The sequence below is a fragment of the Solibacillus faecavium genome, from assembly GCF_014836905.1.
GTDB lineage: Bacteria > Bacillota > Bacilli > Bacillales_A > Planococcaceae > Solibacillus > Solibacillus faecavium.
Map to the genome: position 1 here is coordinate 159,575 of NZ_JACSPZ010000004.1, position 23,399 is coordinate 182,973.

The 23,399-nt window shown below is 37.8% G+C and carries 39 protein-coding genes; 1 reads left to right on the forward strand and 38 read right to left on the reverse strand.

The features are described 5' to 3' along the window. Positions 1–3: 3 nt before the first annotated feature. The 22 genes from H9635_RS10055 to H9635_RS10155 form a co-directional block, all read right to left on the reverse strand. Positions 4–420, reverse strand: coding sequence for a hypothetical protein (locus tag H9635_RS10055; RefSeq protein ID WP_191700151.1), 417 nt, complete (start codon positions 418–420; stop codon positions 4–6). 1 nt (position 421) lies between these two features. After that, entirely contained in the window at positions 422–766 is a 345-nt protein-coding gene (locus tag H9635_RS10060; RefSeq protein WP_191700153.1) for a hypothetical protein, read from the reverse strand. A gap of 52 nt (positions 767–818) precedes the next feature. Then, positions 819–974 (reverse strand): hypothetical protein, encoded by a 156-nt coding sequence (locus H9635_RS10065; RefSeq protein WP_225231240.1) that lies wholly within the window; start codon positions 972–974, stop codon positions 819–821. A gap of 41 nt (positions 975–1,015) precedes the next feature. Beyond that, positions 1,016–1,447, reverse strand: coding sequence for a phage tail assembly chaperone (locus H9635_RS10070; protein ID WP_191700155.1), 432 nt, complete (start codon positions 1,445–1,447; stop codon positions 1,016–1,018). Positions 1,448–1,514: 67 nt separating this feature from the next. Further along, complete coding sequence (locus tag H9635_RS10075; protein WP_225231241.1) at positions 1,515–2,090, reverse strand: phage tail tube protein; 576 nt, start codon at positions 2,088–2,090, stop codon at positions 1,515–1,517. Between the two features lie 14 nt (positions 2,091–2,104). Then, positions 2,105–3,433 (reverse strand): phage tail sheath subtilisin-like domain-containing protein, encoded by a 1,329-nt coding sequence (locus H9635_RS10080; protein WP_191700157.1) that lies wholly within the window; start codon positions 3,431–3,433, stop codon positions 2,105–2,107. Then, positions 3,433–3,657, reverse strand: a complete 225-nt coding sequence (locus tag H9635_RS10085; RefSeq protein WP_191700471.1) for a hypothetical protein — start codon at positions 3,655–3,657, stop codon at positions 3,433–3,435. Before H9635_RS10085 ends, H9635_RS10080 begins: the two co-directional genes overlap by 1 nt. Then, entirely contained in the window at positions 3,641–4,087 is a 447-nt protein-coding gene (locus H9635_RS10090; RefSeq protein WP_191700159.1) for a phage tail terminator family protein, read from the reverse strand. The genes H9635_RS10085 and H9635_RS10090 overlap by 17 nt, the downstream gene beginning before the upstream one ends. Next, the gene (locus H9635_RS10095; RefSeq protein ID WP_191700161.1) at positions 4,077–4,580 is read right to left on the reverse strand and encodes an HK97 gp10 family phage protein; all 504 of its coding nucleotides are present in this window, start codon (positions 4,578–4,580) and stop codon (positions 4,077–4,079) included. Before H9635_RS10095 ends, H9635_RS10090 begins: the two co-directional genes overlap by 11 nt. After that, on the reverse strand, positions 4,580–4,942 hold the full coding sequence (locus tag H9635_RS10100) for a hypothetical protein (protein ID WP_191700163.1): 363 nt from the start codon (positions 4,940–4,942) through the stop codon (positions 4,580–4,582). The genes H9635_RS10095 and H9635_RS10100 overlap by 1 nt, the downstream gene beginning before the upstream one ends. Further along, entirely contained in the window at positions 4,936–5,331 is a 396-nt protein-coding gene (locus H9635_RS10105) for a hypothetical protein (RefSeq protein WP_191700165.1), read from the reverse strand. The genes H9635_RS10100 and H9635_RS10105 overlap by 7 nt, the downstream gene beginning before the upstream one ends. Before the next feature lie 11 nt (positions 5,332–5,342). Next, positions 5,343–5,624 carry a hypothetical protein gene (locus H9635_RS10110; RefSeq protein WP_191700167.1) on the reverse strand — a complete coding sequence of 94 codons (282 nt, stop codon included), beginning with the start codon at positions 5,622–5,624 and terminating at the stop codon, positions 5,343–5,345. A 13-nt stretch (positions 5,625–5,637) separates the two neighbouring features. Continuing rightward, a complete protein-coding gene (locus H9635_RS10115; RefSeq protein WP_191700168.1) occupies positions 5,638–6,663 on the reverse strand; it encodes a major capsid protein in 1,026 nt (341 codons plus the stop codon). Positions 6,664–6,697: 34 nt separating this feature from the next. Beyond that, positions 6,698–7,012 carry a hypothetical protein gene (locus tag H9635_RS10120; RefSeq protein ID WP_191700169.1) on the reverse strand — a complete coding sequence of 105 codons (315 nt, stop codon included), beginning with the start codon at positions 7,010–7,012 and terminating at the stop codon, positions 6,698–6,700. Between the two features lie 24 nt (positions 7,013–7,036). Further along, on the reverse strand, positions 7,037–7,636 hold the full coding sequence (locus H9635_RS10125; RefSeq protein ID WP_191700170.1) for a phage scaffolding protein: 600 nt from the start codon (positions 7,634–7,636) through the stop codon (positions 7,037–7,039). A 216-nt stretch (positions 7,637–7,852) separates the two neighbouring features. Then, positions 7,853–7,981, reverse strand: coding sequence for a hypothetical protein (locus H9635_RS19390; RefSeq protein ID WP_263617046.1), 129 nt, complete (start codon positions 7,979–7,981; stop codon positions 7,853–7,855). Positions 7,982–8,027: 46 nt separating this feature from the next. Next, the gene (locus H9635_RS10130; protein WP_191700171.1) at positions 8,028–9,059 is read right to left on the reverse strand and encodes a minor capsid protein; all 1,032 of its coding nucleotides are present in this window, start codon (positions 9,057–9,059) and stop codon (positions 8,028–8,030) included. Further along, positions 9,040–10,545, reverse strand: a complete 1,506-nt coding sequence (locus tag H9635_RS10135) for a phage portal protein (protein WP_225231242.1) — start codon at positions 10,543–10,545, stop codon at positions 9,040–9,042. The genes H9635_RS10130 and H9635_RS10135 overlap by 20 nt, the downstream gene beginning before the upstream one ends. A gap of 14 nt (positions 10,546–10,559) precedes the next feature. Further along, a complete protein-coding gene (gene terL, locus H9635_RS10140; RefSeq protein WP_191700172.1) occupies positions 10,560–11,969 on the reverse strand; it encodes a phage terminase large subunit in 1,410 nt (469 codons plus the stop codon). After that, on the reverse strand, positions 11,966–12,391 hold the full coding sequence (locus H9635_RS10145) for a DNA-packaging protein (RefSeq protein WP_225231243.1): 426 nt from the start codon (positions 12,389–12,391) through the stop codon (positions 11,966–11,968). The genes terL and H9635_RS10145 overlap by 4 nt, the downstream gene beginning before the upstream one ends. A gap of 151 nt (positions 12,392–12,542) precedes the next feature. Then, positions 12,543–13,289: a hypothetical protein gene (locus H9635_RS10150; protein ID WP_191700173.1), complete on the reverse strand. Its 747-nt coding sequence runs from the start codon at positions 13,287–13,289 to the stop codon at positions 12,543–12,545. A gap of 106 nt (positions 13,290–13,395) precedes the next feature. Then, on the reverse strand, positions 13,396–13,998 hold the full coding sequence (locus tag H9635_RS10155; RefSeq protein ID WP_191700174.1) for a hypothetical protein: 603 nt from the start codon (positions 13,996–13,998) through the stop codon (positions 13,396–13,398). Positions 13,999–14,626: 628 nt separating this feature from the next. Between H9635_RS10155 and H9635_RS10160 the strand changes: the two genes are divergently transcribed. Continuing rightward, positions 14,627–15,256: a hypothetical protein gene (locus tag H9635_RS10160; RefSeq protein WP_191700175.1), complete on the forward strand. Its 630-nt coding sequence runs from the start codon at positions 14,627–14,629 to the stop codon at positions 15,254–15,256. Positions 15,257–15,702: 446 nt separating this feature from the next. Here the strand turns inward: H9635_RS10160 and H9635_RS10165 are convergent, their stop codons facing one another. The 16 genes from H9635_RS10165 to H9635_RS10235 form a co-directional block, all read right to left on the reverse strand. Further along, positions 15,703–16,281 carry a sigma factor-like helix-turn-helix DNA-binding protein gene (locus H9635_RS10165; RefSeq protein WP_191700176.1) on the reverse strand — a complete coding sequence of 193 codons (579 nt, stop codon included), beginning with the start codon at positions 16,279–16,281 and terminating at the stop codon, positions 15,703–15,705. Between the two features lie 204 nt (positions 16,282–16,485). Next, positions 16,486–16,737, reverse strand: coding sequence for a hypothetical protein (locus H9635_RS10170; protein ID WP_225231244.1), 252 nt, complete (start codon positions 16,735–16,737; stop codon positions 16,486–16,488). Between the two features lie 22 nt (positions 16,738–16,759). Further along, positions 16,760–17,758: a phosphoadenosine phosphosulfate reductase domain-containing protein gene (locus tag H9635_RS10175; RefSeq protein ID WP_191700178.1), complete on the reverse strand. Its 999-nt coding sequence runs from the start codon at positions 17,756–17,758 to the stop codon at positions 16,760–16,762. Beyond that, complete coding sequence (locus H9635_RS10180) at positions 17,758–18,264, reverse strand: Holliday junction resolvase RecU (RefSeq protein ID WP_191700179.1); 507 nt, start codon at positions 18,262–18,264, stop codon at positions 17,758–17,760. Before H9635_RS10180 ends, H9635_RS10175 begins: the two co-directional genes overlap by 1 nt. Before the next feature lie 13 nt (positions 18,265–18,277). Then, on the reverse strand, positions 18,278–18,412 hold the full coding sequence (locus tag H9635_RS19395; RefSeq protein WP_263617050.1) for a hypothetical protein: 135 nt from the start codon (positions 18,410–18,412) through the stop codon (positions 18,278–18,280). Between the two features lie 10 nt (positions 18,413–18,422). Further along, complete coding sequence (locus H9635_RS10185) at positions 18,423–18,674, reverse strand: helix-turn-helix domain-containing protein (protein WP_191700180.1); 252 nt, start codon at positions 18,672–18,674, stop codon at positions 18,423–18,425. Further along, a complete protein-coding gene (locus H9635_RS10190) occupies positions 18,646–18,825 on the reverse strand; it encodes a DUF6011 domain-containing protein (RefSeq protein WP_191700181.1) in 180 nt (59 codons plus the stop codon). Before H9635_RS10190 ends, H9635_RS10185 begins: the two co-directional genes overlap by 29 nt. Further along, complete coding sequence (locus H9635_RS10195; RefSeq protein ID WP_191700182.1) at positions 18,825–19,331, reverse strand: dUTP diphosphatase; 507 nt, start codon at positions 19,329–19,331, stop codon at positions 18,825–18,827. The genes H9635_RS10190 and H9635_RS10195 overlap by 1 nt, the downstream gene beginning before the upstream one ends. A 2-nt stretch (positions 19,332–19,333) precedes the next feature. Further along, positions 19,334–19,726, reverse strand: a complete 393-nt coding sequence (locus tag H9635_RS10200) for a molecular chaperone (protein WP_191700183.1) — start codon at positions 19,724–19,726, stop codon at positions 19,334–19,336. A gap of 18 nt (positions 19,727–19,744) precedes the next feature. Next, positions 19,745–20,083, reverse strand: a complete 339-nt coding sequence (locus H9635_RS10205; protein ID WP_191700184.1) for a hypothetical protein — start codon at positions 20,081–20,083, stop codon at positions 19,745–19,747. 28 nt (positions 20,084–20,111) lie between these two features. Then, complete coding sequence (locus H9635_RS10210; protein ID WP_191700185.1) at positions 20,112–20,306, reverse strand: hypothetical protein; 195 nt, start codon at positions 20,304–20,306, stop codon at positions 20,112–20,114. Then, positions 20,303–20,593: a hypothetical protein gene (locus tag H9635_RS10215; RefSeq protein ID WP_191700186.1), complete on the reverse strand. Its 291-nt coding sequence runs from the start codon at positions 20,591–20,593 to the stop codon at positions 20,303–20,305. The genes H9635_RS10210 and H9635_RS10215 overlap by 4 nt, the downstream gene beginning before the upstream one ends. Then, on the reverse strand, positions 20,590–20,985 hold the full coding sequence (locus H9635_RS19250; RefSeq protein ID WP_225231285.1) for a hypothetical protein: 396 nt from the start codon (positions 20,983–20,985) through the stop codon (positions 20,590–20,592). The genes H9635_RS10215 and H9635_RS19250 overlap by 4 nt, the downstream gene beginning before the upstream one ends. A 22-nt stretch (positions 20,986–21,007) precedes the next feature. Beyond that, entirely contained in the window at positions 21,008–21,859 is an 852-nt protein-coding gene (locus tag H9635_RS10225; protein ID WP_191700187.1) for an ATP-binding protein, read from the reverse strand. After that, positions 21,831–22,682, reverse strand: coding sequence for a DnaD domain protein (locus H9635_RS10230; protein ID WP_191700188.1), 852 nt, complete (start codon positions 22,680–22,682; stop codon positions 21,831–21,833). Before H9635_RS10230 ends, H9635_RS10225 begins: the two co-directional genes overlap by 29 nt. Before the next feature lie 13 nt (positions 22,683–22,695). Then, a complete protein-coding gene (locus tag H9635_RS10235) occupies positions 22,696–23,397 on the reverse strand; it encodes an MBL fold metallo-hydrolase (protein ID WP_191700189.1) in 702 nt (233 codons plus the stop codon). Positions 23,398–23,399 lie beyond the last annotated feature (2 nt).

Here is a 23,399-nt window from a genome sequence, read left to right on the forward strand (position 1 = left end):
TATTTACCTATTTAACTTTTGCTTTTTAATAAAATCAATCCACGATTCAATCGCTTCAATGTATTCGTGATTCGAAGCATCTTCTATACGTTCCTGGTCATATGGGCTTGTTAAAATTTGCATCCACGTTTTTCTACCTTGAAGTTTAATTTTACCAACTGGATATGAATTATAACTGAACGAAATTGTTTTATTACTCATTCGATTTAATTTGACTAACTTATTTAAGTTATTCTGGTTTAATTTATAAAGTAAGTGTTTAATGAAATCTTCTTCATTTAGGTCAATTTCACAGTATTTACTACCGACTAAATCTTTCACTGCTCTTTCGTAGTAAAAATCCGAAATTGCCCCTTCATAAATCCTTTTTGGCATTTGTGGTTTATTTTGATTCAACTTTAAAAATAATTTACGTAGCATATTAAAACAACTTTTGTATTAGCGCTTTATAAATTTTTTCGTCAACTTCAATTAAACTACGTTTACCATCAAGAAATTCAATCGCTAGCGTATGCGTTCCTTTATTCTTAGCCGATAGACCAGCTAATAAACCCACCGGACCAAGCAATACACCTCCTATTAAACCACGACTAACTCCACTTACCGCACTTTTGCGATGTTCTTCAGTGATTAATTCGTAGTTGCTTATGGTAGTTTTATCAAGCTGAATACTTTTTGTAAATCCTGTTTGTATACTAACCTGACCGAATGCACTCATCACATTGCAATTCAAATATTCTCCAGCTATTACTTTGTTTTTCGCCATAAATTATCCCTCCTTAAGACAACTATACAAAATTCAGGAAGTAATAACCATATTACCTTTTTCGTTTACCCTTACGCCCGGCTTTCTTCGCCTCTTTAGCAGCTTCTTCATCTGCCTTTTGTTTCACTTGTACAGCAGCAATCACAAAAGCCTTTTCCCACTTCGGTAGAGAATCATATTCTGACGGCCACTTATGTAATTTATGCAAACAGTAATAAGCAATGTTTGCATCATAGTCGCCGTCTTCAATTAGTTTTTTGCTTCTTCAACTGCCTCTTCCATTCCAATATCGAATCCATTTACCGATTGAATGATCTTTAAATATTCGGCATATTCACCAGGTAAAAGCATCTTTTTAAGTAATGCCTCTGCTCCCATTACCTTGTATGAATTTTGAAGCTCAGTATCATGCAAATTCGGGAATTTAGTACATTCTACCGCTAATGAAGTTAAATATGCATCATAATCTGTTGTTGGTTGAAATACATTTTTCTTTCCTGGTACCGGTAATCGTTTTGTATGTTGTTTACGTAATGCTTCATCACGGTCTGAATCTACTGAAGCTACTTGCCACTTCATTGGTTTTTGTGTTTCAGGATCTACGAAACGCTTTGAAACTATGTGTTCCTCTGCCTCTGGATTAATTGCATTTTGTGCTAAGAAAGCTGTTAAGTTACTCATTTATGTTCACCATTCCTTTGTTATTTTTTAAGTATACGAAAAAGCCTGCCGATGAACGGCAAGCTCGTTATTGCATTTCTGCTAAAATAGAAAACTCTTCCGGCATATCCCAATCCTCGAAAGTGAAGTCAACTGAATCTTCAAGGTATTCCGCATCTGCATCTAGTGCTGCAATAATACCACCATCCATATTACAATCGATTAAAATTGTTGTTTGGCGACCAATGGAGGAAGAGCTATCTTCATTCGTCACTTGAATATCAAAATAAATATCTTCGCCTGTATCTTTGTAACGTTTCAATAGTTTACGGAAAATCGATGTATTGAAGTGGAATGTAGCTGATCCTGTCCCTTCCCATCCAGTTGACTTGTTCCCCTTACCGGTACGGCCCATAATTGGAACCTGTGTTTTCGTTTTGTCCATACGCGCCTCTAAATTAATTAGATTGGCGAATAAATACCGATTGCCTTCAATTGTAACGAAAGCTCGCCCTTGGGCACCGTGAACAGCGTCACGCGCGTGCATTGTTGTCTCTGCAAAGAACTGTAGATCCAACTTCAGTGGTAATTGTGGTGCTTTCTTTTGATTTAAAAATCGTGACAACATAGTTGCTGCCACGATACGTTTAATCAGTTTATTCATCTAGTATTCCCTCCTTAAGCAACCTCTGTGCTAACGTAAAGTTGTGACATGGTTAAGGTATTAATTACTTCCTCTTGTACAACTACAGCACGTTTCGATTGTCCTTGTCCTACAAGTAATTTTTCTTTGTCATAGTTTTGAATCGCTCGTATCCGTTGCATCTCCATTCGATGTGCACCAATATCTTTCCACAGCGAAATTCGACCATCATTATCATTTGGTACTTTTCCAAGGTAACGAGTATTGAATAAGTGAGCTGTATCAATGGCTAGTTGATCTAATACACGTATCGTTTGATTAAAAGAGAAATCTTCATTCTTATCTGGTCTAAATGAAGTAAATGTATTTACATCTTCTAAAACATTAAAATTCCCTCCAACACGGTGGAAAACATACTTACCATTGTTTAATAGCAATGTTAATTGAGGTTGTGTCTTTGTCTCTGACATATCAAGTGTATGTTCACCGTCATAAGTACGGTTTGTATTTGATTGATTTACAGCAACACCAGCCTGCACACCTGTAACCCAATAAGTGGCACCAAATACTTCTTCACCTTCGCCGATAGTATCATTTTGAATATCAATGATACCCTCATGATCTACAGCTCCAAGCTTATGACCTACTAACTGAAACTTAGCTCCTACCTCATCACGTATACGCTTTGTGTACTCTACGTAAAGTGATTTAATAAGTGGATCACTCGATAAACAGCCGATTGTATTAAAGCCGTAACCTTCAAGTTCATCTAATGCCATTTGATGTGGTGTACCTGCGGTTAATGCAGTAGCCCCGTTTGCACCGCCTGTTAAAGGTGCGCCAGCTGTAACAGCCAATGTTGCATTTTTCTTAAAATCAACATAATCGTTGTCTTTTAAAACTGTTGCATCTGCTACTGAAACCTGTTCATCGACTAAGGTATTATCTAAATACGTATACACATCAAATTTAGAAGGCTCATCGACATTTGCTCGAATTACATTACGAATCGCATTACCTCGCTCGCCTTTGTATTTTGCTTTAGCAAAATCATTTTCAGCAAAAGAGCCTCCAAGGCTTAGCTTATGGAAGAAAACAGTAAGAGCACCCTTGAATAAATCACGGATGCCCTTTAACTTCTCATGTGTGTAATCGTAGCCAAATAATTTAAGAGAGTCCTTTTGGAAATCCTCTTTTGTAACTGTCATTACTGCATCATCTACGCCCCAATCAAGAACAATAGGTAATGCTGCATATCCACGATCAGATAAATTTACGAATGCTCGTTGTTTGGAAATGAAATTATGATACGTACCTGGTAACACTTTATTCTGCGTTAACCAAAAGCCTCCACCTAATGCCATTACTTCTTCACTCCTTTGTCAAACTGTTTTAATACCTCATCTACCTGAGCAAATGAGTAATGTTCATCACCTTTTAACAATGCGTTCAGTGCATCCCGACGATGAATATATTTACGACTTGTAACAAGCTGTGCTTTTGTAAACGTTGGTACCACTGATTGAATCGTTTCACCGACTGATTCAGCAGTAACAGGTTCTACTTTTGCTTTAATCGTTCTCGCCAACTGATACCACCCTTTCTCCATTTGTAAATTGTTCCAACGAGCCCATTAGCACTTTCATCTCGACTTCTTGAAGAAAGAAATCAAAGCGTATAAAGTTATGACCAATACCGTCAACAACCTCGCTATTTTTCCCTCTTGCAAGCATCACAGCGCCATTTAAGAGCGTGACATCCTTTAATGCTTGCTGAACTTTCAAGCACATATTCGCGCTTTCTGATGCGCCATTGCTCGGGAAATACTGAACGTTAAATAACGGCGTTACTTTCCACCGATTTCCGATTTGCATAATGTGCTCAAAGTTCAAAAACTGAATAAAAAAAGCAGGAGTCACAAACCCCTGTGGCACTTCATCAATATATTTTCTATAGTTACTACCGAAAGCTTCCTGGAGCTTCCGTGAAATAGCAACAACAATATCATCAATTTCCATCGAAAGCCTCCTTTAGTAATCGCGTTAACTTCCCTTCTAAAATAGCAGGTGCTGCACGTTCTACTTCATCTGCTGAAATGGTCATCATAAAGCGACCGTTTACCCACCCTTGATGATTACGCGTTCTATGCCCATATTCAACGTAAGATGCATATTCCACAGGATTGATAACCTCTACTTCGTAATAAGGTCCATACTTTTTAACTGTCATGGAATCTACAAATTTCTTTGCTCCACCGCCACCGCCAAATGTAGCTGATAATTCAGCTTCACGATTACTATTAGCAGTCCAACCACGACGTAAAGTACCGCCTGTTGTGCCATCTTCATATACACCAACAGGGGTACGTTTGATAACCTTCGCTAATAAACGAGCTGCTAATTCCTTTGCTGCATCTTCACAAAACTTTTCAAAGCTTGCTTTTTCTAGTTGCTCCATCTTCTTCTGCATACGCTTCAACTGACGAAAATCTACTTTGCCCCATCTAGCCATTAAGTCCACCCCTTGAAAACGTCTAATACAATTTCTTGGTGGTCAATGAAGACAGCAGGTTCACCGCTACGCGCATATTCAGCAGTCTTACCGTTTTGTGAAACGATGATTTTGCAACCTGCAGGGATATCATGCTCATTGCCGAGCGACAACTTAATTTGTTGCACGATAATAGCACCAGCACCTGTTTGAGATGTAGCGCTAATATTTTTATGAGAGAGCTTGCATTTTAAACTCTGATGCAAAATAAATTCCCCGGGCTTTGTAATATGAGTTAGCGGATCTGTTACCTCGCCCCAACCGATAACATCACATGTACCATGCCATAATGTTTCAAGCGCCTTTCTACGAGTGCTTACCATGAGAGCACCCGATATTTAACAAAATCAGTATCATTGTGCTGCAGGTAATTTAAAAAGGCGTAAAAATTAGCTTCTGGCGTGGATTTGGCATCTACAAGAAATTCAACATCTGTGTCACCGTCTTTGACACGTTTAGTAGCTGTCGAAAAGTCCAGTGAGCTCACATCAAGTAAACCCATAGACTTTTTCGCATACAAAAACTCACCCACTGCCATATCAATAGCAATGTGAGTGAGTCCTTCGGGTACAGCACTTAAATTCGTTTGATTTTTAATATGATCAATGGTTTTATTGACTGCGAAATTTAACAAATACATATCGGTACTGGTTGGATCGTTTGAAACAGGGACACCCAAGGCCCCTAAACGTAACAATACTGTAGCGAGCATAAACTCACACCCTATTTAGTTTTTTCGGCTTCTTCAATTTTCTTGATAATGCCTTCTTCTGTTGTGGCTTTGCCAATGTCGATGCCTTTTTGTTCAGCATGTGCTTTCAGTTCTTCCAACGTCATGCCTTCAAAAGGATTGTCTGGAGTTTCAGATTGCTTTTTAGCAACATCACCCAGCACTTTGACTAGGTTTTCATTTACATGATCGTTTTCCATTTCAAATTGAGCTCCACGAGTGTAGGTTTCACCCTCATATCGTACCGGTACTTTAATTACTTCAACTAATTTCATATATAAATCCTCCTTATGCAATCGGCTGTAATTGGAATACGTTATTTGCTTCTGGGAATGACGGAATAGCTGTTGCTGCTGCTTTCACCCATGTAGATACTGGGTCAAGTCCTTCCTCATAAACCATAGCAATGACTTTACCGATGTTTTGTACATCTTCATTGCCTTGTCGTAATAAACGGCTTTCTTCTGGAGTAGGACCTAGTAAAGTTTCACCTAGCTCTACATCACCGAACATAACAAATTTATTTTCTGGGAAGTAACGGTGTGTCGTGTAAGTCCCATCTGCATTTTGAACACGGTACTTTGAATCATATGTTGCAATTGATGGTAACCCATGAGATTGCATGAATGCATTTAAATCCGCTAATGTGGCAACACGTCCACTATCTTTTCCAAATAATGCAGCAATGATTTTTGAATTACGCAAAATTAAGCTAACAATTTTAGTAGATGTTAAAGCGCGAGTAGGCTTTTCGTCTAATGCATTTACTGCACGAGTAATATCACCAACAATATCCGCATCTGGTGAATCCCAAGTAGCAGCTCCAGCCAATGCTTCTTTATTGTCGTCAGGTACATTGTAATTAACCTTTAATTCGCCTCCACCTTCCATTGGGAGCGACAATTCACCGTTTGCTAACGCCTGCATACGCATGATTTCTTTTTCAGCACGCACATCGCCTACTGCACGTTCCACTAAATTAAACACTCGCCCCACTAGCATTTGTTGCTCTTGTGGCGTACGTGGGAATTGTAAAGCAATTAAATCCTTTTCTTTGATTTGATACTTTTTCTTGATGTAAGCTGCTTCAAGTGCTTGGTTGCCTGCCTCGATAGAGCCGATTTCAGCTTCTGTATCAAAAGCGTGAATTTTAGCAGCAACAGGAAGGTTACTAGCACCCACTAAGTATTCGAATTCAAGAGTGTCATATTTGTTTTCTGGGAATAATTCTTCCCCTACAAATGGTGTTAATTTACGCTGTTTTAAATAGTTTAAAACTGTCTTTTGGTTAAACATTTCTAATACATCTGGCATGTTTGTTTTCCACCTTTCAAATTAAATGAATATATTATCGGAATTTAATTTCTTTTAAAGCTGTTTTTACTTCTTCTGTCGGCGCTTCTGGTAAACGCTCTTCTAAGATGTATGCTTCCACGATTAAAGAACCTGGTTGTGGACCATGTGTAACATCTACATCGTTATAAACGATACCTTTTGCTGTTGCATCATTTGCAGGATAAATCGTACCGGCTCTAACAATTTTACGACCGTTGGCATCTGTTGCAACCCCCGTATCGCTCACCTCATGAGTAAATGCTTGCACCTTGGATGATGCTAAAAAGTTAATACGTTCAAATTTAGATACACCTTTTACATATGGCATGTGTATGCCCTCCTTTTTCTTAATTTACGTCCATCGACTTGGAGTACTTGGATCTGCAACACCTTTTTCATTTTGTTGCTTAGCATACATGCTACCTAAATCCAATTCACCATCTTTATCGTTGTTACCACCTGCTGGACTCCACCCTTTAAATTCAGGCTTCTTCTCTTCCTTTTCAGGAACAAATAAAAAGGACTTTGATTCTTGCAGTGTTTTTAACTGCTCATCAAGTCCTGCTTTGACATTGCCTTTGTCGTCTAATTCAATTTTGGATTTGTCGACCAATCCAGTGACTAGATCAACGTCATGCACTTTATTAGCAATCGCTAATTTTAAGGCAGTAGACATGCGTTCATCTTTCAACTGCTGTTCATACTGCTCTTTTGCTTGCTTTTGCGATTCCTGCAACTTTGTAATTTCCGCTTGTAATTCCTCATTACCTTTTGCTTTACCCTGCAAATCTTTTAGTTGGGTCTCATGAGTTTTCACTTGTTCTTCAAGTGATTTCTTTGCCCCATTAACTTCATTAAATCGTTCAAGCGGAACCATGTTGCCATATTTATTAACAAGCGCATCTGCTTGTTCTTCACTAAATCCCATTGCAATCAAATCTTCTTTTTTCATTATTTCATCCATCCTCCTAATACGTGTTTTACGAGTAACGACTCGATAGGTTTTAGACTAGTTCTTTTACGTCTACTAGCAAAAGACGAGTGCCTTATTAGCTTTTATCCTCTGTTTAGGCTTTCGAGCAGATACTGGACCACCTAAACCTTTCCCGATTCGACATAATCAAGGATATGTTGGAATTCACTGCCCAAATCATCTTCAAATGTCGCTTTAGGGAGGCTCACCGCGTACAATATTTGAAACTTCCCGCTTTCCGTTCAGATAGCCAATTTGATGGCCTAATACATAACAGACTGCTGCAACTGTAACGACAAACAAGAAAAATATTAATGGACTCATGAAATCATCCTTTCCCTTTATTAATAGGCATTTGTATGGCAAAAACCTAAGCAACAAACCTTTCTTTCCATTCAAGGTATTTAATATTGCTAGAAATGTAATACACTTCGCCATTCTTTTTACGTGCTATTCGCTGACTGTAATCGTCCTCGAAATAAGGAGCTGTCGTGGTTCTGCACCTCGGATGAAAGGGATTGGCAGTAACACCGGGTTCAAAATCCGATAACTTAAATATTTTTCCGTCCATCGACTGGCAAAGATCGCTTGTTTTACTATCCAATGTCGCAATGATTTCATAACGCTCTACATCCAGTTCACTAAAAGCATCTTTTGATGCCGTAGCACTAAAAAAAGCCTGCTCGGTTAATACCAAACGGGCTGCACTTGAACGAGAAGTATTCATTTTCTTTTGGATAACACTAATTAAGCGCTGTGGGCTCTCACCTTTAGCTATAGAGAGCGTTAACTCTTTATGGAGTGTATCTATCAACTGACCTCTATCGCGCCAAATTTTAGCGCTGAACGTCAAATTATCGGCTGTCCAAGGCTTACTTATAATCTTTGCAAGTTTACCCTCGTCTAATGCCTGAAATGCAAAGCCAACATTGAAAGCTTTCTGCACCTCAAAAACTGTTTGATAATACTGGTTCTGATAAACATCCTTCATCAATCTCTCAAAGCCCTCTATTTGGTCTCCATAGAGCTTTTCAACATGATGCTGCAACTGTAACTTCAAACTTTCCAAACGTGAAATATGAACTCGAGAAGAAGCATTTTCAAGCTGCTTCATCCATTGCTGATTAATCGCGTTCTTTTGGCCGTATTTAATATAGTCGTCTACGGACCACTTAAATTCCTTTAATTCTTGTGTTTTAAGCAGTTGTTTAGCTTCATCCAAAGGAATCCCCTCAGACTTTGCAAAACGCTCATACCAACGCAAAATATCAGCTTCTAGCGAATTCATCGTTTGGATATAAGCCTTTTCTAAGTCGGCGTAGTAAAAGATGGAGCGTTTGTGCTGTGCATCTTCCAGAGCTTCGAAACGTTGACGCCAATAATTACGGGGTTTCTTTGCCATTCAATTCACCTTGCTTCTGTTGGAAAGTCGTATCGTAATTGTCCATCATATCCATCTGCTGCTGTTGCTCTTCTTTCAATCGCTTCAATTCAAGCTGTACATCTTTTACATAAGGATGTTGAGCTAAGCGACTTTCTAAAGGCATATACGACGATTTCTCAAGCACCTCAACGACTTCTTTTTCATTAATCAGGATGTCACGATTAAAAATGATATCAACTTTCTCGCCCTCAAAATCACCCTGACCAGTGTTGGCTAAGTGCTGATTAACAAACCATAAAAGCTGTTCAAATGATGCTTGAAACTCGGTTTCAATCCCATTAGCATCAAGCTCTATATCACTGTACATCGACTGTATATTCATTTGATTTGGATTATTACTCATGCGTTCGTCTTTTGCATCATAGCCACGGCCATTTTCAACGAGCGCCTTTTTAAACAGCGCAAGAATAGCTTTGTAATTGTCAGCATTAACCGTAACAGTAAGCGTATCAACGCCACCTTTCACTCCATCTGCTGACCGTACTTTAACAGCACCATAAATAGAGAGATTGCGCCGGAACTCGCCTAGATCTTGCCCGTCATAGTTATGCAGGACCAAGATTGTATTTCGTGCATCTTCCTGCATGTTGTTCTCAAAATCACTGAGCATGACATTGATACCATCCTGCAACGATTTAACCCGCTTAATTAATGGAATTTCACTGCTATTAAATTTAAAAGGAATTAAGGGAACACGTTTCCAGTTCACTTCTAGCTTCTCCTCGCCATTATAAACAGTTATATATGCACGAGATTCACTCGTTACTTCTGGCACCAACCGACCGTTAAACCATTCGTAATATTCAACACCGTTTGCACTGTATACTTCCGCTTTCTCAACAACTACCTCTTTATCGCCCTCATAAGCAACCGTAGTATAAATACGGACCGCAAAGTCTACTTCAGTAAGGTCTGAATCTTTCCAAAAAGGAATGATTTCATGTGGCGCGAAACGTTTGATAGAAAAATCACCTTGTTCATCGTAGTACGGATAGAGCCAACCGATACCTGTATTTAATGCATCTTGACCTACCTGCTTTAATGTCCGATGGAAGCGACGATTAAAAATAGTTTCAAGTGCTTTTAAATATGCTTGATTTTCGGATTCCAATGTAATTGGCTTAGCTAGTTGGTAATTAACTTTTTGATCTACGAGCTTAGCATATTGGTTATCTAATATTTTGTTGTTCGGAAGGTTCTTGTTAATCTCCAAGCGTCCACCTTTGCCGATGACCATACGCTCGCGTTTCAAAATATCCTGTTCACCTTCGTAATAAAGCTCACCTGTTAGCATCCATTTACGTTTTTCTGATGCTTTAAATTTATTGATTTCATTTTCTAGCAATTTTATATTGTTTATGATTTTATTTGCCCCTGAAGCAATACGCTCATTTAATAATTCCGTATCTGTAACTGCTCCTTGAAAAGGGAATAAGTTTGTCATTTACATCACCTCTCTTAGTCGAAACTGTATGTGTTACCGCTACCAATCTTTTCGGCAATACCTGTTGTTGCATCTGGAGCATCATCATGTTTATTTTTACCTTCACGCTGATACTCGGTCATAGCTTTAAAGTAATCAGGCCATCTAAAACGCCAGTCGGCAGGAAAATAGACGTGATCCATCACCCAGGTTGCATTGGACAATATGCGCGCTTGCTTGTTTTTTGATTGATGAAACGCATTAATTCGTGTTTTATTCCAGTTATGCTCTGATTTCAATATGCGCTCTACTGCTCGTGCATAGCCACGTCCACCGTTGTTACTCTCCATATCCGAAACATTAACCTTATCTTCCACAAGCATTTTAGCTGCTGCTGGTTCGGTTACCTCCATGCCGTCCTTTGTGTACAAGACATTGAGAATGTAAGCTTCATTACTAAACGTGACACCGTAGTTAATACTGCATAAATAGTCCGCTCCTGTATCAGCCGTATCAGTATAGTTTTTAATTTCTTTAAACTGTGGCATCTCCCCGTCATATGTTTTAAACGAGCTGTATAATCGCCCTTTAACATCAATCGGCTCCTGCTGATAGTTTGCCGCAGCAATCTCAGGGCTCATTGCACGTATCTTACTTTCGTATGATTTACGACTTAATATTTCATCACATAACATGGATCCATCATCTTGCTGTGCCTTTAAATTGATGTGGCGTACTTTTTTACCTTCTTCTTTAAAATGAACAAGCGCTCGCCCAGCCAAATCTTTGGAGGACCAACGCGTCATAATTATGATGATTTTCCCGCCTTCTTCAACACGAGAAAGCATCGTATTTGTGAACCATTCCCAGTGTTTATCGAGAACAGATTCATTGAAGGCTTCTTCTGCATTTTTGATTAAATCATCAATGATCAATAAAGAAGCACCAAAACCTGTTGCTGTACCAGTTGGGGAAGTAGCTAAATAGTTATTATATCCACCCTCTAAGCTCCATAAGTTCATGGCACCATCACCGTGCTTTATCCGGGTTTCAGGGAAGATGTCGCTATAAACGACTTTAGTTAAGTCGGCTTTTATTTCCGAAATATCATTTCGTACTGCTTTAGAAAAAGTTGTAGAAAGCATTTCATTATACGAACCGGTCATGATCTTTTCATTTTGATTCTGACCAAACACCCATTTAGCAAACATGGAAGCTGTCCGAGACTTACCATGACGTGGAGGGACGTTAACGATAAGCACTTCTTCATCCGATTGGTAAAAGTCCTGCATCTCATTACACATGTAAATTAAAAAGGCACGGCTTTCTTTATAAAAAGAAGGAGCGAGCACATTGCAAAACTTAAAGAAATTCATTTTGGCTTTATCAATGACTTCTAGCTGCAATAACATTTCAAGTTCCAGTAATTCTGCATCTGTAATCATTTCAACTTCGCCTTCAATTCTTCAATGCGTTTTTGGCGCTCTTCTGGAGTTAGCTGCTGAATAGTATTTGTAATCTCACCGCTATGCTCAACCTGCTGCTTATCGCGCCATTCAGTTGGTTTACGATTCTTTAACCAAAAGATTTGAGCGGTTACATCAGGTTGTACTTCTTTCGTAACCACTTTGGTTACATCTAATTTCATTCCACCATTCTCTAAATCCTCTACTAACTCCCTTGTAACTTCATCATATCGGTAACCTAATGCGCGTTTAAGCAAAGCGTTTTCCACTTGACGGTCTACAATTTCCTTGCCTCTTTTTAAGGCCTCCGAAATCTCCGAATACCTCTTTTTCCACTCATACAAGGTTGAGGATGTAATTCTTATATTTTTAGCGATTTGTTCATCAGTCAAACCATCCATCGCCCAACCTTCAATCTTTATTAATCCTTCAGGTGTGAGCCATTCTTGGTACTTCCCTTTAGCTCCACCTTTATTTACTTTCCCAATGGCATCACCCCCATTATGCTAATTGCTTTGTGAAACAAAAAAACATCCCGAAGGATGCTTAATGTTATTTATTTTTAAATACGTAAAATTCCCCATCTCTTTCTAGTTTATTTTGTTTAACTAGAACATTAAGTTCATTTTTTAAATTAGCTCTAGTGATATTTAACTCTTCAGTTATCCATAATACATCGGTTAATCTAAACTTTTTAACTCCACTAAGGCTATTTTCTATCAATGATCTTATATTATAAGAAACCAATCTATCATTTTCTAAATCTACACGTGAAGTAATTTTATGGATATGTCCTGATATACTATAATTATTTCTGAATTGTGGTTTTTCATAAACTTTTTGAATTCTTTCGCTTAAATTCTCTAGATCCTTTACAAAATCCTCTGAATCGACAGTTGTTGAACCCCCTTCTTCTTTTTTGTATTTTTCTTTTAATTCAGCAACCTCATCGACTAAAGTTGCATTACTACTGTGAATTAAACTCATTGCATTTAATAATTCTTCTTTAAGCGCGCTAATTTCTTGTATACCATCATTAACAGTTTCTAAATTATCTTGCAATTTTTTTGCAGTGTCTTTTATATCAGATACGGTATCTCTTTGTCCTGCCACATCAACAATTGTCATTACAATAGCTATAACAGATAATATTAAAGACGATACAGTTGCTGCTGTACCCATCACGGTGCTAGCATTTTTTGTACCTCCAAATGCAATTACTAAAAAATTGGATATTATTATCACAGCTAAAATAATTAAATAGTATAAATGCACAACACTAATTTTTTTATCCTTCATTTTCCCACCTCATACCAATCTTAAATCAGAATGGAAGGAAATAACAAGATGGAATTTTGATAACAAAAAGCCACGCTCGAATGAACGTGACTTATATCTATTAGAATTATGCGAATATTTCTTTTAAAAGTTTTTCTTTCTCTAATCTCACCATATCTATGACTTTTTGAACTTCATCTGCATTCATTTTATTTAAATAAAATTTATTAGATTTTATTTCTTGCATATCATATGTGCTTAATTCCATTAATTTGATTTTTCTATAAACCGGTTCGCTTACATTTATAGATATATCAACTAATTTTCTTTCAATTACAAACTTATTTACTTCACGTTTTGCAAAATTAAAGTAATCATGCTTTGGTAGGAACTCTTTTGAAACTAATATTTTTTTCAATTCAAGTAAACTTCGTTCTAACTCTTCTGCACGCTCTAATTTTTTGGGTAATCCATTTTCCCTTTCTTTTACACTAGCGTTATTAATAGTAAAAATTACCCCATATAAAGTTATTAACCCTGAAATAAGACCACCAAAAAGCGCCCCAGCATATGTCGAAAGCGAAGGAATCCATATAATAAAATCACCAGTAACGGGAAACAGCTTTTGATTAAACATTAATAAATTTATTAAAAAAGGTCCAAAAAATAATACTACTCCAAATAAAATCATTCCTAAAATAATATAACGTTTTTCTATACCAATCTGCATTACTTTCACCTCTACTACTATTTTACAAAAAATAGAGTGTAAAATCTTTAACACAATTTTGCTATTCTCAAAATAATGCACAAACTAAACTTAAAACAAACAATATGCACTATTGAAAGTCTACTCCAACATAGGTTTAACTTCTCCTCCGCATGAACAAAAACGCTCATAAACCTTCTTTACATTCAAATGCCCATTCCGTGTCCGTCCAGTAGCCTGCCTCTTTAACTGCGCTGGTCTATCACACTTCTCACATTTTAAAGCTGTCATCATAAGCTCACCCCCATTTTTATGTATAGAAAAAGGAGCACCAACGTCCAGTGCTCCTCAGTAAATCTCGAATATTAGCCTCTCATTTTTATTTTGTGGTAAAAATAAGTGCTCTTATATATAGGGTAATCGTATGGCAAGGAACTCGAGCTATTAAGATTACCTTTAAACCCATAACAGAAAGTGAATTTATTTGTTAAAAATCTGGGGTTTGAATTCCAATTTGACTTTTTCCAATAAACTGGTAAAATGGTAAAAACAGGAAAGGTAGGTGTTCACTTTTTATTAGAGTAACTTTTTAAATCCATTTTAGACATCCTTGTTCAGTCAAAAAAAAAATTAGTAGGAGGAATGATTTATGAAATTTAAGAGTAGAATCAAGTATTTTATTGTTACAATTATTTTCGTTCTCTGTTTTAGTACCTTAGGAAGTTTCCCAACATCCGCTAAATTAATTAAAAACGAACAAGAAACTGAAGCCTATAAGATGATTCAAGATTATTACAATGTTGATGAAAAAGAAGCTATAAGAATATATGAAGAAACACAAAAGGCACAAGAGTTCTACAAATTTGATTCTAGTGGTAACATTTACTTTGATGAAGAAAACGCCTTGAGTAAGGGAGTAGATGAGTCATTAGTAGAAGAGATCACAGTTTCAATGGCTTCGTTGGAGAATGAAATTGGAGACGTGAAAAGTTTAGCTTCGTCATGTGATGGAATAAACGCGCTCACTAGTGTACGAGTGTATTTTGATGATTGTGGTACTGATAAATTAGTGATCGGTCTAGCTGGAGTAGCTACTTTAGTTGCAATAGTCGGTATCACTGCTGTAATTTTGGGGATGCCCGTAGTTGCGGCTATGTATGAAATAGCGGCTCTTATAATAGCATTTGGGGCAACTGTGTTGGGTGTGAAAAATAAAGGTTGCGGAGTATATGTGAATTGGGGAACAACTAAGGGCTTATATTCTCAAAAGTGCGACTGAATAAACAGTTGTGATAAACTTAGTTTATTGTTTTTATACGACCATGAAAAGGAGGTAACGAATGGCTAGAAGACAATTTTTGATAACAAACTTGGCTCTGTTAATTATGATTGTTTTCATCTTTGCATGGGCCATTTTTGAAAAAAACGAACTAAGTTTCACTTTGTTTGGAATTAACTTCATAATCATTGGTTTAATAAACTTACTATTTAGTGTTAAGTACTATAAAGAGACGAAGAGAAGATTAGCTGGTGTATATTTCATAATAGCTTTATCTTTTTGGTTGCTATCACTTGTTTATTTTAATTACTAGTTAAAATACAAGATATTTATGTTTATATAGAAGGGGAACCTGATAGTTAAGCTTTGAAATTTTAAGTCAATTAACCTGAATATCTCTAAACATAATTAAAGCCATCCGAAAAAGGATGGCTTTTTTGCTATCTTCAACTTACAAACAAACTCAACTGGCTTCCATTCTGAACATTATAGTGAATTTTCCTACAAGCGCGCTCATAATAACTCTGTACCGTACTTTTACTAACATCCAGCATCTTTGCTACTTTACTAAACGACATAAGCTCTCCTTTAATCGCCACATACACAGCTCGTTCATCTGCTGTTAATCCTTTCAAAGCACTTTTGATTTTCTCTTTAAGTTCATTAGCTTTTTTAACTGCCACATTCACATCGCGCATCATAAAGGTTACATAACTTTGCCATTCCGGTGCATCAACATCTACATCAATAAAATTAGCCTCAATTTTTTCTTTAATCGGCACCAAAAACTCCGGCATCAACATTTCATCATCATTCACATAAGCCATATAAGTTTGCATATGGTACGGATCCATCGGAAATGCGTCCACACGAGTAGCTGCCCGATACTCTGCAGGGTCATAACCTGTTTCCATCCATTCAATTGCCTGTTTTACTTCACGGTATAAATCACCGCTTGTCACGCCCTCAGACTTCATCTGCTTCAACAACTGCTTGTATTCCTCTAATAACTCTGGAAAATACATAAGTTTGCCCCCTTATGCTATAATTTATTTGTGATGGATAAATTACGCAGTAGAGGAAACCGTACCATGGCGAGTGTTACGGTTTTTATTTGTTTATACAAGAACATACGTGCTATAATGAACTTGTATAATTTTGCTGACTTGAGGTGGAAACTCAGGTCTTTTTTTATGCTCTTTTACTACACAATGTGTTCGAATTGTTGATTAGTTAAATCGAAATTCTTCAACGTCTACCACGTCATAGTTAATGCCATTATCTTGTAACCTTCCAATTGCAAATCCATTTGGAAACATTTCTTTTGCTGCTTCAATTGCTTGTTCTTTAGTATCGAATGGCTCGTTTTCCCAAGCGTATTCAATTAAATCTGCAAAAGTAAATTGGTCACTGTAATCCTTGCCTTCTTCTTCAGCTAACATCTGAATAACATCTTTTAAAAAATCGTTCATTGTAGTCATCCCTCTCCTCCACATTTTGTGCTTAATAATTCACTACTTCACTTTCGTAATCTACAAAACAACCACAACCTCCAATATCCCAAATATCACATTGGATTGGTTTCTTTTCCAACTCATTTAGTGTCATTGTCTTGATGTACGAATACGGTTTATTAATTGGCTTTCCTTTGCTGTCGTTACCAAACAACCTGCGTTCTGAAGACAAATAATCAGCATTAGCTAAGATATTTTTTATCTTGTCGGACTTAATCCCAGTTGAAAGAAATGCATAAACATCTTCGAACAAATAATCTTTGGATTTACCAGCTTTAATATGTGGTTGTTTGGTGTAACGGATATATTCACTAATAATGATTTCTTGTTCTTTCACTTCCTGAAAGGTTTTTTCATCCTTCATCAAGAGATTTTTATAATGTCCTTGCCCAGCCTTTACACAACGCCCTTTGCAATTATTATGAACAAAACCCATATCGTACAGCCGTGGTCTACGTATGCTGTATAATTTTAAAATCTCTTCATTGTCAATCACTTCATCAATTAAAGGCATCTGTACATCAAATGGGGCCCAATTCTTTTTAATAGCTCCTTCTCGGTGCATTTCGTCCCAACCGATTCCAAAGTATACGGATGTATTTTCTTCAAACCCGTTACTTAACGGATCGATTAATGCTTTTAAAAATTGCTTGTTGTGCCATTTTTCAATAGCTGGCTTAATTCCTTTTTTAAAATACTTAGCTGCTGGTTCCATCTTCAATTTCTTTGAACAGTTACCAACGCGACTGTTGTATAAGAACCGTTCTTTTGCCATCAACTGGGGTGGCGTTAGACCTACACAATGATAGAGCATAGGAAGTTGGAGTTTGTCGCTCGCTTCGTATATGAATCTATATAAATCTTCATCCTCCCACAATGTGTCGGTAAAATAGAGAACGATATTGTCATTCGGATATCGCTCTTTTACCAAGTGAGCAACTGTAAAAGACGATTTACCGCCACTGAAGAAAATGATGTGATTTTTCATCAAACCGCCTCCAAATAATGCAGCGCGTAACCATCTTTACTTTTCACCTCATGAGCCATCGTTTCAAATTCCTTATATGCAATTGATTTACGTCCACCATTTTCAGCGCGTTCCCATGCCCATTTAAGCTTTTCAAAAGGTAACATGAAGTATTTGTCATACTTACTGAAATAAACGACTAGGAAGGCGACAGCGCCTTTATTTGCCCACGATTCTAGTAATCTAAATTGATGCTCTGATAGATTCTCAAGTGGAAAATTTGTAAGCGACGTTTGCTTTGCATCGAAAATAATCGCTCTTCCGTTATAAATTCCTGAATAGTCCACCCATGTAGGCTTTTCCGTATGCCCTGTAATTTTGTTGCCTGTTTGCTTTAGGATTTTAACTGGTGTAGGAACTTTTCGAATATCCGCCACACCAGCATTACGGTATTTATTATTAGCCATATCGATGATGCGCTCTAAGAACGCACCTCGATTGGCATATGATTTGTTTTTTTGAATCATTGCCCTATCACTCCTACGCTGCTAACTTTTCTTTAGTCACCACCCGATAACCCTCTGCCTTTAAATAATAAATTTCCTCGTTAGTTAAATGCCCTACGATTATTAACTTTCGCCCGTCTAATCGTTTAACCAGTTCGATGTAACGCATAAGCTCCCTCCTAGGCTGTTTTGCTATAAATCTTGTTAATTAGCATTTGAAATTCCTTGTCTGATCCATACACCAATAAATCAATAGAGACTGCGTACACTTTGCACATCTTGGCGACAAACTCGATATTTGGTTTACAAGTTCCTGCTTCAACTCGCCAAATTTGGTTAGCTGAGTAATTAATTTGAAAAGCAACATCCTCAGCAGTTATGTCTAATGCGTTGCGTAATAATTTAAGCCGTTTTGCGATTTGCTCGATCATGTTGCATCACCTCATCAATCGTTACTTGATTGCGCTCAAATTCAGCGTCTGTTAACTCTTGCTGATGTTTTTTGAAGCAAACTGGACCAAAGCCTAGTTCCAAGCTTTTGCTTGTTTTTAGCTGCCTGTTGCAGCGTCCGCATAGTTGCATTAATAACCACTCTCCTGACGTTCGTGGTTGATTCGATTTTTAGCGAAGTAAGCTTGTTCAACTTCGTCCCACGTGAAGCCTAGCTTTTCTGTTAAAATTGCAAATGTCGTGAGAACATCCCGATATCCTTCATCGATTTCATCGTACTCCCATAAACGAATGAAGTATGATGTTAGCGACAAGATTTGTGACGTAATGTCATCGTATACAAGGCCATTTCTTTCACTATCTCCTTCTGGATAAATAATAAGTGGACCACGATGGTGCAATTGGTTTCCGATAACCAGGATAAAACTTAGTACATCCGCAATTTCATCTAGCAATCCTTCTTTTGGTTGCTTATTCACCTTCCAATCTTTAAAACCGCCCCATTCATTGGACATTTCACCGATCTCTGTAATAACTGCTAAAATCATATTTTTTAAATTAACTTCTTCTAGATTTTGTTTAGTAAGAATAAGAGCATCTAATTCTGCCTGCGTCTCAAATAATTTTTGTAAGTTCATCCTTACACCCCCATTAACTGCGCATAAGCAGCTTCATATTCCCTTGCAAACAGCTCTCGCTCGTTCACTGGCTTGTACATCGGTACAACCTTGCAACGCTTCACAATCTCTTGATAAATTGCTCGCTGTACATCCTCATGCGCTACAACACTAAATACTGAACCACACATCATTTGTCCTGATGCAAATAGGGATTGATCCGTATAAACTACGAAATCGATTGAACGAACAATATTTTGGAATCTCCCATCATGGCTCATTTTCAGTGCCAATGGTTGTATTGACTGAATTACGTTCCCGCGGTATTCAAACTGGATGCCTCCTGCTGGAATTTCAATGACTTTATGGTCTTGATTTTCGAAGATTGCGTCTATTTTTAAGAATGCTAGCTTCATTCTCATTGCCCCCTTTGTTTAATATTCTGTGCTTGCAATAAATCCTGGATAAGAATGAGGATTCTTACGAATAACCCAATCGAAAGTTACAAAATAACAATCACCAAATGGTGAATCTGGATGATGTTCAAAACCTTCATTTTCCATTTCCTTCACATCCACATCAGATGTTTCCCAGTACATTTTGTCTGTTAACGGAATCTCGCCATTTTCTTCAAGTGATTCAATAAGTTCATCCATCGGAACTCCTGTATTTTTGTGATAAAACTCTAATGCCTGTTCCTCCGAATAGTGTGCTACCCATTGGAAATCATCCATGCGAAAAACTTTCATTTGCTTTGTTTCAACTGTGTTCATTTTACTTACTCCCTTCAAATTGGTTAGTTTATGCTGCTTGCTCCCCTAAACCGTCACCCCAACGGTCGAAATAATGACACGCTTCCTCTATTGTTTTAAAGCCCTTAACCTTTTGCAATTGATGCATCCAACGATGGAAATCTGTTTTAAAATGTTCATGGCCATATTTGTGATAGCTGACACCGTTTAGCACGAGCATATCGAGTACGAATTGTTCATTCATCCAATCCACTCTCCTTTCTCGTTATTCAAAATCATTTGGACAATACGAGGTATATTTTCGTAAACTTCGCTAGGTGAGCCGTAGCGCCATAATTCACGAACATGTATTAGCTCTTCACGTAATCGCTCAATCTCTATTCGTGCTTTCGCCTCAGCCAATTCAACCCCATCTAATTTCTCCAGCTGCTTATTTTTATCATCCAAGATACGGTCAATTGCCTCGGCTAACTGCGGATCCATTGAATGTAAGTTGTTATTAAAAATCGTGTAGGCTTCAGTTAGTTTCATTTGCTCGACTCCAATTCCTTGTGTATTTCAGCTAACCGCTGCTTGCAACGTGAAATTTCCTCCTGGTCTCCCTGCTGCATAGCATCATATAAACTAGCAAGCTCATAATCTAATTCCAGTTCAAGCACTAGCTTGTCCGATTCCTTTGGTAGCGGTGCAATGTTAACTGTTCGAATAGCCGTTTTTGGTTCCTGGTCTACCTCACAACCATATTTAAGCGCATGACTTAAAGTAGTAACCGATAACTCATTAAGAGCATTCCACTGTGACCATTCGTGCCCGTTATTTATTACGTTTTGATGCATTTTGACTAAAAAGTCAGCATCTCCGTAATGACTAAGCGCTTTGTTGATGGCATCGATTTGTGACTGAGTGAGTTTCATCTTTTCCATATAAGCCTCCATTCAAGAGCGCCTAAGCGCCCTCATTTTGTCCAAATAATAGATTTTCAAATTCACGGTTTTCCTGTTCAGCTTCTTCATCACGAACGGATTCTTCCGGCATCAGTACCTCATAGCACATTTTCTTCACCCGACTGGCGATAATACCTTTAGGGAAGTGTTCCTTTAATTCATCGATTGTTTTGTTAGATGTAATGATAGTTACAGCACCCTTGTCCATGCGATGATCTAAAATGCGTCCAATTAAATCCTCGGTAAAATCCTTTTCGGTGCTCACAGCTAAGTCGTCTATGATTAATACATCTACATTACGGAATGCTCGCAATACATCTTCTTCCGTACTCTCGGAATCTTTTTTATACGTTTTCCGAACCTGAGGCGAAATGTCTGTAGCCTTTAAGAACAACACGCTTTGTTTATGCAATTTGATTAATCCATTTGCGATGCTGCTAGCTAATCGTGTTTTGCCACTGCCTTTTGTAGTGCTGTATAAATAGAGTCCATTTTTCTTGAAGGTTAAAAGCTCTTTGTATTTCTCCACGTAATTAATGGCCATTTGCTTAGCAATTCGTGCAGCTGTTTTGCTTTCTGCTTTTTTATAGCAATCAATCCCGAACCCATGTACTTTTGCTTTGCTGTACTTAACTGGAACACCTGACGAAGTTACTTTGCGTTCAAATTCAGATTGATCTACACATTTACATTTTTCCGTCCACTCAATTTCGTGGTCTTTCATGTAATATTTTGTAGGGTTTTCAATGGCATCTGCTTTTTTCGTCCAGTTAATAAAATGCAAAACACCACCACCGTCACATTCAGCAAAAGCACATTTCTCATTAGGAACCGTTTGTAGTTGAATCCCCATCTGACTGTAAGAAGCCTTTGAGGCGTTCAGTCTGTTGGCGAAGTCGCTCCTCTGCATCAACTCTTGTAGAGCCTTGTTGTCTTGGAATGCCTCCATTTGATTTGCCACCTTTCGACTCTATTTTTTGCTGCCAATCTGCATAAGTTTTTACGTTAAATTCAAGGCGCCAGTTATCTAAGATTCCGAGAATGTATTTAAATGACCGTGCACTCGATGCGCCAGCTTTTATGGCTTCTAAAATTAATGCTGGTTCATAGATCTCCATAGCTTCATCAATTGCCTGGCAATCTCTGAAAGTAGCAACACGAACATTACTTTCATAGAGCTGTTTGATTTCTAAAAAGTTTGGATCCGATAAGACTGACGACTGTCTGTCTTTGTCTTTATTTGTATTATTAGATGTATTATTAAGACCTGTATTATTATCCTTCGCCTTTTCCGAAGGGGGGGCTTCGACATCCCGAATACCCCCTTCGACTTTCCGAATAGGGTCTTCGGTTTTCCGAACACCTTCATTGAAAGTTTCGTGAGCGTAATTCACTCGAATAATTCGTCGTTCAACTTGTTTACTGTTTTCCTTGTAAATTTGCTGTATCGTAATTAAGCCTTTTTCTTTAAGTTTGTTAATGACTTCTGAACAACGGCTTTTACTAAGTTGGAATAGCTTGCCAAAATGTTCATTAGAAGCAAAACAACCTTGCTCATTGTCTAAACTTTTTATTTCAACAAGAAAGATTTTTTCTTGCATTGTTAATGTTTCTGAAAGCCAAATATTAGCTGGAATCCATATGCCCTCGAATCGCCTGTTGTATTGTTCAGCCATTGCCCTAGCCCTCCTATGGAATGTAAATTAATTTGCCCGTTGCCCTTGCGACTGTGTTAAATATCCGTTCCACATTGCTGTTTGAATCCGATAAATGCAGCAAGTGGATTTCTTCAACTTTCGATAAATCATTTGCTTTAAAAAATTCGATTAAGTTTTCCAGTGAAAAGTGAGAGCGCATCACACGTTTTCGCATAACTGGATGTGTGCGGCCACTTTCAACATTTTCATCAAGTGTCTGCTGATCGTAGTTACACTCAATCATCAAATGTGTTAATCCACTAAACTTGTATTTGATATAGTAGGTGTCTGTTGCAAACAAGAGCTTGTCCCCGTTATCCGACTGCAGAAGGAATCCAAGTGGCTCATTTACGTCGTGCTGCACATCGAATGGAAGTACGGTCCATGTGCCAATTCGGAACTGTTCCTTGCTTTTAATGATGCGAATTTGCGCATTATCTAAACCCATGCCGTCTTTTGTGCCCTGAGACATATAAATTGTCATGCCACGCTTTAAACAGCCTTCAACGCCCTTGCAGTGGTCCATATGTTCATGCGATACCAGGACACCAGCTATTTCAGAAGTTTTAAAATCTAGTCCCTGTTGTATTGCTTTAAAGCTTATCCCCGCTTCTAACAGTAAGGCTGTACTGCCATCACTTACGCGATAGCAGTTGCCTTTTGAACCTGTTGCTAATGTTTGAATTTCAATCATTT